An 11,362-nucleotide genomic window follows, 5' to 3' on the forward strand; every position below is an offset into this window, starting at 1 on the left:
GACATGACTCCCTTCGCCGCGCTCCACCACTCCGACGCGCCCCTCCTCCTGCCCAACGCCTGGGACCACGCCTCGGCCGCGCTCCTTGCCGCTCAGGGCTTCGCGGCGATCGGCACGACGAGCCTCGGTGCCGCCGCGGCGGCCGGACTGCCGGACGGGGCCGCGGCGACCCGGGACCTGACCGTGCGGCTCGCCCGGCAGCTCGGGGGCGCCCCCTACCTGCTGTCCGTCGATGCCGAGGACGGATACAGCCAAGACCCGTCCGAGGTCGCCGAGTTGGCGCGCGAACTGGCCGCCGCCGGAGCCGTCGGCATCAATCTGGAAGACGGCCTCGGCCCGGCCGGCCTGCACGCGGCGAAGATCGTGGCGGTCAAGGCAGCCGTACCGGACCTCTTCGTCAACGCCCGTACCGACACCCACTGGCTCGGCGACGGCGCGGACGAGCGGGAGACCGTCCGCCGTCTCGACGCCTACCAACAGGCGGGCGCCGACGGCGTGTTCGTCCCCGGACTGACCGACCCGTCCCGCGTCACCGCCCTGCTCAAGACCCTCGACGTACCGCTGAACATCCTCTACTCACCCGCGGGCCCGCCCGTCTCCCACCTCGCCGACCTCGGCGTACGCAGGATCAGCCTGGGTTCGTACCTGTACCGGCGGGCCCTGGGCGCGGCGCTGGACGCGATGGCGGACATCCGGTCCGGCCGCCTGCCGCGGGGCACCGCGCCGACGTACGACGAGGTGCAGGCACTCAGCACGCAGGGTTCCACGGGGAAGGACCACCGCGGCACCTCCTAGGCCTGCTTCACCTTCTTGACCTGCGCGGAGACCAGCGCCTCCGGCACGTCGGCCGAGGAACCGGTGCCGCTCGCGGTGTGGAACAGGACGACCGTGGCGCCGCTGCGCACGACCACGACGGCGGTCTTGGCGGTGGTGCGGGCGGGCCGCCCTCGTAGGCGGTGCACTTCTTGAGGGCGGTGCGGAGGCCGTCGAGGATGCCTTCGGCGCCGGACCGGTCATGGGCCCTGAGCCCGATGATGGTGGCGGAGTCGGCGGCTGGCCCGGAGCCGGCGTAGGCGAGGAGGCCCGTGAACGCCTTGGGGGTCGGGGCGGGGGCGGCGGTGCGCATGTTCTCCAGCGGCCGGCAGACGGCGGGCCGGGCGGTGGCGCCCCCGTCGGGCTTCGCGGGGAACGCGGTGATCCGGCAGCCGTCCACCTCGGTGCCCGACAGTGCGGCGGACTTCAGCCGGGCCGCTCCGAGCGGGTCGGCGGGAGCCTCGGAGGTCGGTGCGGACGCGGACTCCGGGGCGGACGGAGACGTCGATGCGGGCACGGACACCGATGATGACGCGATTTCTCAACAGACCAGCTCCGATGGCGTGTTCGTCCCGGGACGCCGCCCGCGGGCCGCCCGAGTCGTGAGCGCGCGTGGTCGGGCTTACGGTGGATTTGTACGAGGAGGCGTTGTCATGCCCCTCACCCGAGCGGCGAAAGAGGCCGCGGGCTGGTGACGGCCAAGGGCGGGGAGGGTGCCGTCACGTTCCTCGCGTCGCGTCGCACGCGATGTCGGGGAGCTGCCGACCGCCCCTGACGAAAGGGAATCCCGTGCGAACCAAGAGCAATCGAATACGCCGTGTCTGCGTTGCCGCGTGCGCGGCCCCTCTGCTGGTGCTCACCGGAGCGGCCGCCGCAGGCGCCGCGGCGACGGCCACCGTGCCCGCATCCGTGCCGCGCGCCCTGCAGACCTCGCCCGGCGAGGTCCTGCAACTCGTCAACGCCGAACGCGCCAAGGTCAACTGCCCCGCGCTCCACGAGAACGCGCAGCTGACCCACGCCGCCAAGGTCTTCGCGGACGACGCCTCGAAGAACAACATCACCACGCACACAGGCTCCGACGGCTCCACGCCCCAAACGCGCATCAAGGAAGCCGGCTACAACGCGGGGCCGTCAGCGGAGAACATGTCCTGGGGAGACACCAGCGCCAAGCAGGTCGTCGACGGCTGGATGAGCAGCACAAGGGGCCACAAGGGCAACATCCTCAACTGCTCGTTCACGGACACCGGCGTTGCCGTCAGCGGAACGTACACAGTGCAGCTCTTCGCGGCGCCTGGTTGATCCCTCCCTCTGCCGGGCGACTCAGAGCGTCTCGGCCAGCCGGTCCGCGAAGGCGACCGGGTGCTGGAGGACGCCGAGGTGACCCCCGGGGAACTCGACGAAGTCGCTGCCGCTGAGTTCGGCGAGCAACGAGGCCGTGCGGAAGGGGAGTTGGCCCCGGGAGTCGCTTCCGGCACCGAGCGTGAGCCGGGAGGACAGACCCTTCAGAGCGTCCAGATCCAGGGCGTGGGAGGTGAAGGGGCGCAGGACGTGGCCGAGGAAGATGTCCATGGGCGCGTTCTGCGCCTCTCGGGAGTCCGGCATGTTCTGCTCGCTCCGCGCGTTCTCGCCGCCGTCGGCGGCAGTAGACGCGGGGCGTGGACCGGGCTCCCAACTCCGGCCCTCCAGACCGGCGCTGAGCCGAGCCATCGCCGCCGCCACCCCCTCCGTACGGTGGATCTCGTGCACCTCCGTGATCATCGCGTGCTGCCGGGCAGCGTCCGGCAGCACTCCGATGCTCGGCGGCTCGTGCGCGACCACGCGCCGCAGCCGCTCCGGGTACCGGGCCAGCAGGTCGAGGGCGACGATCCCACCGGAGCTGCTCCCGAAGACGCAGGCGGACTCGCCGTCCGGGAGGAGGGAGTCGAGCAGCCGGTGGGCGCGGTCGCTCCACGCCTCCACCCGCTGGTCCCCGACCGGCCCGTCGAGCGGGCCGCGGGACAGCCCGAGCGGGTCGTACGTCACCACGGTGAACCGCTCGGAAAGGCGTGCGACGGCGCCCTCAAGGCCCATGGGGTGACCGGCCCCGCCGGGAATGACCAGCAGCAGGGGCCCGCTGCCCCGCACGTCGTAGTGCCCGTCGTGGTGCCTGTCGTAGTGCCCGTCGTAGTGCCTGTCAAGCATGATCCTCTTCCTTCCGCTCGCTCCGTGGCCAGTGCTCCAGGGCCGTGTGCAGGCCGTCGAGGGCCCGCTCCCACGAGGTCTGTACGTCCCTGGCGGCGTGAAAGCCGCCGATCGCCTCCAAGGCGCAGAAGCCGTGGAAGGTGCTGCGGAGCAGCCGTACGGCGTCGGTGAGGTCGGGCTCGGACAGGCCGTACGCGTGGAGCATGCCGTAGGTGATCTCGGCGGTACGCCGGAACGCGTCGGACGCGGCGCCGACGACGGGGTCGATCGATGTGTGCGTGGCGGCGTAGCGGCCGGGGTGTGCGAGCGCGTACGTCCGGTACGCGCCCGCGAAGGCGACGAGCGCGTCCTTGCCGGCCCGCCCGGCGACCGCGATCGCGATCCCGTCGATCATCTCGCCCGAGGCCAGCAGGGCGACCCGCGTCCGCAGATCGTGCAGGTTCTTGACGTGCGAGTACAGGCTCGCGTCCTTCACCCCGAACCGGCGCGCCAACGCGGACAGGGTGACGTTCTCGAACCCGACCTCGTCGGCGAGATCGGCCGCGGCCTCGACGACACGGTCGGCCGTGAGCCCGGCACGGGCCATGGGGACCACCTCTGGAGTACTGGCTTGTCTGGCTGCCTTGTCCGACTGCCTTGTCTGATTCCCTGCCTAGGACTCCTAGGCAGGAACCTAGTGTACACAGGCACGTGGGGAGTGAGAGGCTGTGGCGAAGTGGGGAGGATGTTGTGATGCTTGAGCAACTGCCCGAAGGGCTCGTCACGCCCGCGCTGGTCGTGGATGCCGACGTACTGGACCGGAACATCGCCCGCATGGCCGAGGCCGCCAGGACCGGCGGCTTCGCTCTCCGGCCGCACGCCAAGAGCCGCAAGTGCGCGGAGATCGCGGGGCGACAGCTCAGGGCGGGTGCGCGCGGGCTGTCGGTGGCGACCCTGAGCGAGGCGGAGGCGTTCGCGGCGGCGGGCGTGGACGACCTGTTCATCGCCTATCCGCTCTGGCCGGACGAGAGCAGGGCGCGGCGCCTGCGCCGACTGGCCGACGTGGTCGCCCTGCGGGTCGGCGTCGACTCGATGGAGGCGGCGCGGCGGCTCGGGGACGCGGTGCGCGGGAGCGACCGCCCGGTGGAGGTGCTGGTCGAGGTGGACTGCGGGACGGCGCGGACCGGGGTGCCGGCCGCGGACGCGGGTCGGGTGGCCCGCGCCGCGTCGGACGCCGGGCTGGGCGTGCTCGGCGCGTTCACCTTCCCCGGACACGGATACGGCCATGACCCCGAGGCCCGGGAGCGGGCGGCCCGCGACGAGGAACGGGCCCTGTCCGAGGCGGCGGAGGTTCTGCGCGAACTGGGCCTGGAACCCCGGGTGTTGAGCGGCGGCTCGACCCCGACGGCGGGCCGCTGGCGCCCCGGCCCGGTCGACGAACTCCGTCCCGGCGTCTACGTCTTCAACGACGCCCAGCAACTGGCCATGGGCTGCTGCGGTGTCGACGACCTGGCCCTCTCGGCCGCCTCGACGGTCATCAGCGTCCCCGCCCCGGACCGCTTCGTGCTGGACGCGGGCAGCAAGGTCCTCGGCGCGGACCGCTCCGCGTGGGTGACCGGCCACGGCTACCTACCGCAGTACCCCGAGGCCACGATCACCGCCCTCTGGGAGCACCACGCGGTGGTCCACCTCCCGGAAGGCGTACCCGCCCCCCGACTCGGCGCGGTACTCGCCGTCGTCCCCAACCACGTCTGCCAGCCCGTGAACCTCGCGGACGAGCTGGTGATCGCCCGCCAGGGCGTGGAACTGGACCGCTGGCGGGTGGCGGCACGCGGAGCCAACACCTGAGGCTCCCGCGCGGTTTACGGCCGTCACTTCTGCGCGACTACGGCCCAATGTGCGCTGAAAGTAGGCGAGTTGTGTCTGGCAGTGACGTGTAGTGTTCAGTGGCGTGCTGGCTGAACAGCGACACCAACTCATTCTGCGGGCCCTGCGTTCCGGCGGCACCGCCACCGTGGCCGACCTCTCCGATCAGCTGAGCGTCAGCGCGGCGACCGTCCGCCGGGATCTTCTCCGGTTGGAGGAGTACGGGCTGCTCACCCGTGTTCATGGGGGCGCGGTTGTCGGGGAGGCCCCATCGCCCTTCGCCGAGGCCCGGGTGCTGGAGAAGGACGCGATAGCAGCCCAGGCCGCCACGATGATCGAGGACGGCCAGTCGATCATCCTCGACTCCGATACCACCGTCCACCGGCTGGCGCGCCGACTGCACGGGCGTCGACTCACCGTGATCACCAACAATCTCGTGGTGTACGAGGAGCTCGCTGAGGACGAGAGCGTTCAACTGATGCTGCTCGGCGGCATGGTCATACGGGAGTCGCGCTCGCTGGACGGCTTCATGGCCGAGGACAACCTACGCCAAGTGCACGCCGACTGGCTCTTCATGGGCGCCTGCGGTGTCCGCCCCGGCGGCCAGGTCATGGACACCACGGTGGCCGAGGTGCCGGCCAGGCGCGCCATGATCGCCGCCGGTGACAAGGTGGTACTCCTCGCCGACGAATCCAAGTTTCCCGGGACCGGAATGGTAAAGATCTGCGGCCCCGAGGATCTGGACATGGTCGTGACCAACGCATCGGCGGACTCTGCGACCTGCACTGCGCTGGAGGAATCGGGCGTGCGGGTGACGCGGGTGGCTCCCGACTTGGCCAACGGCTAGCGCGCGGCGAACTCCACGAACTCGGTCCAAGTGGTGGGGGAGAGGGCGAGTTGAGGGCCGGGGGTGTGCTTGGAGTCGCGGATGTGGATGGTGGTGGGGCAGGTGGCGACTTCGACGCAGTCGCCCTGGCTGCCGCTGCTGTAGGTCGACTTGCGCCAGGAGAGGGCCACTTCGACGCAGTCGTCACCCTCGCTGCCGCTGTACGTGCTCTTGAACCAGGCCAGTTCGATGGTGCTCATAGCGCTCCTCGCATCTCCCGGAGCAGGCTCGCTGTATCTTCGGGGGTGAGAGCCTGTGAGCGCATCTTGGCATACCGCTGCTGGATCAAGCTGATGTCTTTCCGGTCGGAGATGAGAACCCCGGTCTGCTGGCCTTCCGAGTAAGCGAACCACTCGTTCTCCGGCGTCTCCAGCAGCTGTACAGGGCCGTCGAGGCCCGCGTGCGTAGTCTGCTGGCGGGGCATCAGCTGCAACTCGACGTTCCAGTGACGGTTGTTCACCTCCAGCAGGTGGTCAATCAGCTCCCGCGTGACGTCGTCCCCGCCAGTGCGGCGATCCAGCACAGCCTGCTCGATGATGAAGCTGAACGCAGTCGGGGACTCGCTTTGCGCGCTGAGTAACTCCTGACGGGCCAGCCGCGCGGCCACACGTTGCTCGACCTGTTCCTCGGTGGGCAGCGGCGGCACGCTCCAGATCACCGCCCGGGCGTACGCATCGGTCTGCAACAGGCCCGGGACGACGCGGCATTCGTACGTGTGCAGAGTGACCGCTTGCTCCTCCAGGTCCGCCCACTTACGGAACCAGGACGCCAAACCCGGCTGCCGCGTCGCATACTTCGCCGCCGCCCTCAGTACACCGAACGCATCCAACATCTCCTCCGCCCGCTCCACATACGCCCGCGGCGGCAGTCGTCTCCCCTGTTCGATCGACGCCACCGTGGACGGCTGGTACCCCACCAGGGGAGCGAACTCCTCCTGCGTCAGCCCCGCCCGCTTGCGGCAGGCCTTGTGGACCAGGCCGAACGTCTTCAGACTGTCCGACGGTTCGGGCTCGTTCGTGGTGCTGTTGGTCATGCCGGGTATGGTCACGGAAAGTGACTCGTACTGTCCATAGCGTGAACCCCTACAGAACCCGGCGTACGAGTGGCGTCGCTGGTCGACGCCCGTGACACCCGGGACTGTTGGGCCATGCAAGGAGACACCCGGGCCCAAGAACCGGTCACCGTACGTACGTTCACGCAACTCTTCAGCGGCACGCCGCGAGGCGCCCGGCTCGCGCGGCGGCTGGTCGCGAACCGGATGGACGTGTGGGGGTTCGCGTACGACAGTGAGGCCAGCGAAGACGTGAGCCTGGTCGTGGCCGAACTGGCCGCGAACGCCGTACGGCACGGGAACGTGCGCGGGCGCAGCTTCCGCGTACGGCTGGTGCTGCGCGACGGCGTCGTCCGCGTGGAGGTCGCCGACGGGCGGACCGAGCGGCTGCCGGTGCTGCGGGAGCCGGACGGCGAAGGCGGGTGCGGGCTGGTGCTCGTCGCGGCGCTGGCCGAACGGTGGGGTGTGGAGCCCCGGATCGGGATGGCCCACAAGGTGGTGTGGGCCGAGCTACGGGTGGGCCTGGACGGGTAGTTGAGGCGGGAGGGGTGAGTCGACTCACCCCCATCGCCCGCCGATCACGCCCCCGCCGTCCGCCGTTCACGTTCCGCACCGAATCTCCTCGTGGCGCGCTCTCGCACTCGCGGCGCACGACTCAGGAGGCAAGCATGGGGCACGGGCATCACCACCACGGTCACCAGCACAACCACAGCCACGGTCACGGTCACGACCACGAGAGTGAGTCGCTTCCCGCCGCGTTCGACCCCTCCGTGCCCGACGAGGCCCTGACCCCCGAGCAGCAGTCGCGCCGCTCGCTGCTGCGCCGCGCGGGGCTGCTCGGCGCGGGACTGGCCGCCAGTGGCGTCCTCGCGCAGGGGGCGGCGGCACCGGCGTACGCCTCCAGCGCCACGAGCGGTCGCAGACGGAACGGGTTCCTCTGGCTGTCCGGTGACCACCACATCCACACCCAGTACAGCAGCGACGGCAAGTACCGCGTCGGTGACCAGGTCCGGCAGGGCGCCCGGCACGGTCTGGACTGGATGGTCATCACCGACCACGGCAGCGAGACGCACGCCAAGATCGGTGTCGACAAGGTCAACCCGGACATCAAGGAGGCCCGGGAGAAGTACGAGGACACGCTCGTCTTCCAGGGGCTGGAGTGGAACATACCCGGCGCCGAGCACGGCACCGTGTTCGTTCACCCCGGCCGGAACGAGGTCGCGGTCCTCAAGGAGTTCGAGACCTCGTACGACGGAAGCGTGAAGTCGGCCAGTGACTCGACCCCCGCCAACGAGGCGCTCGCCGTCGCGGGCCTCAATTTCCTTTCCGAGCAGGTCCAGCGGCGTCGCGTCAAGGACATCCTGATGCTGGCCAACCACCCCGCGCGCAAGGGCATCGACTCCCCGCACGAGATCCGCGCCTGGCGCGACGCGACCCCCGCGTCCCACCAGATCGCGGTCGGTATGGAGGGCGCCCCGGGCCACCAGGCGGGTGGCATCCAGAAGGCGTACGGCATGGGCAGCGGGCGCGGTCTGTACGACAACAGCCCGAGCGCGAACTCGTTCGCCGGCTACCCGCTGGAGAGCTACCGCACCTGGGGCGGCTTCGACTGGATGACCGCCACGGTCGGCGGCCTGTGGGACAGCCTCCTCGCCGAGGGCAAGCCCTGGTGGATCACCGCCAACTCCGACTCCCACCAGGTGTACACGGACACCGCCGTCCGCGGCGGCCCGGACAGCGACTTCACCGCCAACGGCAGGCACACCGACCCGGTCTACGGCGGCAAGATCGACCTCACCCAGGGTGACTACTGGCCCGGCCAGTACAGCCGTACCCATGTCGGCGCCGACGGCTTCTCGTACGCCGCCGTCATGGACGGCATCCGCGCCGGGCGCGTGTGGGTCGACCACGGGCAGCTCATCAGCGGCCTCGACGCGCGGGTGGCGGGCGGCGGCCGCTGGGCGACCCTCGGCGGCGCGCTGCACGTCAAGAAGGGGCAGAAGGTCACGCTGACGGTCGACATCGCGCTCGCCGACGGCCCCAACTGGGCGGGTTTCGTACCGAAGTTGGCCCGCGTGGACGTCATCCAGGGCGATGTCACGGGCGCCGTCGCGGACCAGGACACCTTCACCGCGCCGACCGCGAAGGTCGTCCAGTCGTACGAGGTGAACAAGTCCACGGGCGTGGTGCGTCTCTCGTACTCCCTCGGCGCGGTCGACCGCCCGGTGTACGTCCGGCTGCGCGGTACCGACGGCAACCGTTCCGCCACCGGTCTGATGGGCGCGGCGGTCGACCCGGCGGGCCCGGCCGTGGACGTCGTCGGCGACGCGGACCCGTGGAAGGACCTGTGGTTCTACTCCAACCCGGTGTGGGTCCTGCCGTCGTGACCGAACGGTACGTCGTCGGGGTGGACACCGGTCTGTCCGGAACCCTGCGGGCGGCCGACCGTCTCCTCCTCGACCTCGCCGCCGAACTCGGCCTGGACGACGGGGTGATGGGCTGCACGCACCATGTGCGGGAGGGGCGGCGGCACACCGCACTGTCCTTCTCCACGCCCTCGGAGCGGGTGGCCCGCGCGGCCTGGCGGGCGCTCGGGGAACGGGAGTTCGGTGCCGCTCTGGGCGCCGAGCGGCACGGTCCGGACGAGCTGGCCGCCGGTGCCGCGCACGCCGCCGCGGAGCACCTCGCGCGCATCGGGGGCCGTGCCGTCCGGTACGCCGGGGCCGATGCCCTGACCGGGACGGTGACCGTCGCCCGGCTGCTGGCTGTCTCCGCGGTCGAGCGGATCGTCGTCCTCGGCGCACCCGACGGTCCCGACCCGGACCAGCGGATCGTCACCCGCGATCACGTACGACCGGAGTGGCGCGCAGGGCGACTGGTCCTGGCCGCGATGCCGGCCGCGGGCGGCACACTGGTCCCGTTCGAGGTCCCGGACCCGACACCGTGCTGCGCGGACCACTGACCCGACGAGGACGATCGAGGGCAGTCGGCTGGAACTGTGGTGACGGTTCCAGCCGACGTTGCTCCCCCTGCCACCACGCTACGGAGTTCGCGGCGTCACGAGTCTCCACATCGCGACCGGACCGTCGCCTGTTCGCGCCAGGAACCGGCAAACTCATGTCGTACGTCACTCGATTCACCGACATGGGAGTTGCTCCATGAACGAGGGCGCCTTACACGTCCATCACGCATCCATCGACGAGTTACAGACCGCCGCCTCCACGATCCTCGCCCCGCTGGCAGTGACGGCGCCGGACGCGGACGCGTTCCGGGCCGACATCGACGCTGCGGTAGTGGGGCGCGCGGCCGTGGCGCGGATCCGGGGCTCCGGGCACCGGGTCGCGCGGACGTCCCGGGCGATCACTTCCACCGATCCCGAGCTGCTGAAGCTCACGCTGCACCGGTCACCGGGGCCCGCCGCAGCGGACCAGGGCGGGCGCCAGTCCTGGGCGCACGGTGGCGACTTCGTGGTCTTCGACATGACCCGGCCGTACCGGCTCGCCGTCGGCGACGGATGCGACGTCATGGCGGTCGGCATCGCGCGCGGCGAACTGGGGCCGCACGCCGACACCGTCGCCCGCCAGGCCGCCCGGCGCCTGCCGGCCGACACCGGAGCGCAGGCGGTGCTCTCCGCGTTCCTGCTCGGCCTCGGCCGCCATCTCGACGAACTCACCGGACCGGCGCAGGCGCATGTGGGCGACGCCCTGGTGTCCCTGCTGCTCGCCGCCTTCACCGAGGACGAGCCCGGCCGGATGGACACGGCCACCGAACTGGTCGACCGCATCCGCGTCTACGCCATCGCCAACATCACCGACCCCTCCCTGTGCGTCGAGTCGGTGGCGGCGGCCCACGCCATCTCACCCCGCCAGTTGCATCGCCTCTTCCGCCGCACCGGCGTCCCCTTCGCCACCTGGCTGCGCGGCGAACGCCTCGAACGCGTCCGCCGTGACCTCCTCGACCCCGCCCACGACAGCCGCACCACGGCGGCCGTGGCCGCACGCTGGGGGATCCACGATCCCCGGCATCTTGCACGCGCACTCAAGTCCCACTACGGGCAGACCGCGCGAGAACTGCGGCTCACGCGTTCGGATTGAGACGGTTCGACAGACCGGCGTACGCGGGCTTGGGCGCGTAGGTCCCGTCGTACGGGAGGGCCGCGCCGTAACCGCTGAAGGCGCCGGGGATCCATGAGTACTTGTCGCTGACGCCCCACACGGGTTCTTGAGCCAGGAAGGCAACTGCGCGTACCAGGCGAGCGTCTGCCCTCGTACGCCCTGGTTGTGAGCGCTCGAGTGGGCGACGAGCCGGTCGGCGGCGGCCCGGTTGAAGCCGCCTCGGGTCGGCTCGACCGCGCCGCCCCGGCAGCCCCTCGTGAGTCCGACTCCTTCAAGAGGCCGCACGCGCAGTCGGCGGGCCGTGTGCGGTGTAGTCGTCGCTCGCCCGTGATCGGTCCGGCCGCAGTGTCCCGCGGTGGCGCAGTCCGTGCCCGGGCATGCAAGTGCGTTGACGTCCGGTGCCGTTGACGTCACTCGTGCCGGGGTCACAGTCTCCCGGCCCCCGGTGTGAGGGTGCCGCAACTGAATTTC

14 protein-coding genes and 1 pseudogene are annotated in these 11,362 nt (G+C 71.0%); 8 read left to right on the plus strand and 7 right to left on the minus strand.

Annotated features, from left to right (window positions below):
- Positions 1-3: 3 nt before the first annotated feature.
- Positions 4-795 carry an isocitrate lyase/phosphoenolpyruvate mutase family protein gene (locus ACFVWD_RS23790; RefSeq protein WP_389598771.1) on the plus strand — a complete coding sequence of 264 codons (792 nt, stop codon included), beginning with the start codon at positions 4-6 and terminating at the stop codon, positions 793-795.
- Here ACFVWD_RS23790 and ACFVWD_RS23795 read toward each other — a convergent pair.
- Positions 792-962: a hypothetical protein gene (locus ACFVWD_RS23795; RefSeq protein ID WP_389598773.1), complete on the minus strand. Its 171-nt coding sequence runs from the start codon at positions 960-962 to the stop codon at positions 792-794. The two genes, ACFVWD_RS23790 and ACFVWD_RS23795, sit on opposite strands and share 4 nt — an antisense overlap.
- A 640-nt stretch (positions 963-1,602) precedes the next feature.
- On the opposite strand from ACFVWD_RS23795, the gene ACFVWD_RS23800 reads away from it, so the two are divergent.
- Positions 1,603-2,112: a CAP domain-containing protein gene (locus ACFVWD_RS23800; protein ID WP_389598775.1), complete on the plus strand. Its 510-nt coding sequence runs from the start codon at positions 1,603-1,605 to the stop codon at positions 2,110-2,112.
- 21 nt (positions 2,113-2,133) lie between these two features.
- On the opposite strand, the gene ACFVWD_RS23805 is transcribed toward ACFVWD_RS23800, so the two are convergent.
- Positions 2,134-2,994, minus strand: coding sequence for an alpha/beta fold hydrolase (locus ACFVWD_RS23805; RefSeq protein ID WP_389598776.1), 861 nt, complete (start codon positions 2,992-2,994; stop codon positions 2,134-2,136).
- Positions 2,987-3,580, minus strand: coding sequence for a TetR/AcrR family transcriptional regulator (locus tag ACFVWD_RS23810; protein ID WP_389598778.1), 594 nt, complete (start codon positions 3,578-3,580; stop codon positions 2,987-2,989). The genes ACFVWD_RS23805 and ACFVWD_RS23810 overlap by 8 nt, the downstream gene beginning before the upstream one ends.
- Before the next feature lie 146 nt (positions 3,581-3,726).
- Between ACFVWD_RS23810 and ACFVWD_RS23815 the strand changes: the two genes are divergently transcribed.
- Together ACFVWD_RS23815 and ACFVWD_RS23820 are read left to right on the plus strand one after the other, a co-directional pair.
- On the plus strand, positions 3,727-4,821 hold the full coding sequence (locus tag ACFVWD_RS23815; protein ID WP_389598780.1) for an alanine racemase: 1,095 nt from the start codon (positions 3,727-3,729) through the stop codon (positions 4,819-4,821).
- Positions 4,822-4,924: 103 nt separating this feature from the next.
- Positions 4,925-5,686 carry a DeoR/GlpR family DNA-binding transcription regulator gene (locus ACFVWD_RS23820; protein ID WP_389598781.1) on the plus strand — a complete coding sequence of 254 codons (762 nt, stop codon included), beginning with the start codon at positions 4,925-4,927 and terminating at the stop codon, positions 5,684-5,686.
- Here the strand turns inward: ACFVWD_RS23820 and ACFVWD_RS23825 are convergent.
- Together ACFVWD_RS23825 and ACFVWD_RS23830 are read right to left on the minus strand one after the other, a co-directional pair.
- Complete coding sequence (locus ACFVWD_RS23825) at positions 5,683-5,925, minus strand: DUF397 domain-containing protein (protein ID WP_389598783.1); 243 nt, start codon at positions 5,923-5,925, stop codon at positions 5,683-5,685. The two genes, ACFVWD_RS23820 and ACFVWD_RS23825, sit on opposite strands and share 4 nt — an antisense overlap.
- Positions 5,922-6,758 (minus strand): Scr1 family TA system antitoxin-like transcriptional regulator, encoded by an 837-nt coding sequence (locus ACFVWD_RS23830; RefSeq protein WP_389598785.1) that lies wholly within the window; start codon positions 6,756-6,758, stop codon positions 5,922-5,924. Before ACFVWD_RS23830 ends, ACFVWD_RS23825 begins: the two co-directional genes overlap by 4 nt.
- 114 nt (positions 6,759-6,872) lie before the next feature.
- Between ACFVWD_RS23830 and ACFVWD_RS23835 the strand changes: the two genes are divergently transcribed.
- The 4 genes from ACFVWD_RS23835 to ACFVWD_RS23850 all read left to right on the plus strand — a co-directional run bounded on the left by ACFVWD_RS23835 (position 6,873) and on the right by ACFVWD_RS23850 (position 10,870).
- Complete coding sequence (locus ACFVWD_RS23835) at positions 6,873-7,310, plus strand: ATP-binding protein (protein WP_389598786.1); 438 nt, start codon at positions 6,873-6,875, stop codon at positions 7,308-7,310.
- A 134-nt stretch (positions 7,311-7,444) separates the two neighbouring features.
- Entirely contained in the window at positions 7,445-9,163 is a 1,719-nt protein-coding gene (locus ACFVWD_RS23840) for a PHP domain-containing protein (protein ID WP_389598788.1), read from the plus strand.
- Complete coding sequence (locus tag ACFVWD_RS23845) at positions 9,160-9,738, plus strand: hypothetical protein (protein WP_389598790.1); 579 nt, start codon at positions 9,160-9,162, stop codon at positions 9,736-9,738. The genes ACFVWD_RS23840 and ACFVWD_RS23845 overlap by 4 nt, the downstream gene beginning before the upstream one ends.
- A 196-nt stretch (positions 9,739-9,934) precedes the next feature.
- Positions 9,935-10,870, plus strand: a complete 936-nt coding sequence (locus ACFVWD_RS23850) for a helix-turn-helix domain-containing protein (RefSeq protein WP_389598792.1) — start codon at positions 9,935-9,937, stop codon at positions 10,868-10,870.
- Here ACFVWD_RS23850 and ACFVWD_RS23855 read toward each other — a convergent pair.
- Together ACFVWD_RS23855 and ACFVWD_RS23860 are read right to left on the minus strand one after the other, a co-directional pair.
- Positions 10,854-10,991, minus strand: coding sequence for an endo-1,4-beta-xylanase (locus ACFVWD_RS23855; protein ID WP_389598793.1), 138 nt, complete (start codon positions 10,989-10,991; stop codon positions 10,854-10,856). The two genes, ACFVWD_RS23850 and ACFVWD_RS23855, sit on opposite strands and share 17 nt — an antisense overlap.
- 59 nt (positions 10,992-11,050) lie before the next feature.
- A pseudogene (locus ACFVWD_RS23860) lies at positions 11,051-11,320 on the minus strand (hypothetical protein); the annotation flags it as partial.
- Positions 11,321-11,362 lie beyond the last annotated feature (42 nt).

The organism is Streptomyces sp. NPDC058086, assembly GCF_042885015.1.
Taxonomy (GTDB): Bacteria; Actinomycetota; Actinomycetes; order Streptomycetales; family Streptomycetaceae; genus Streptomyces.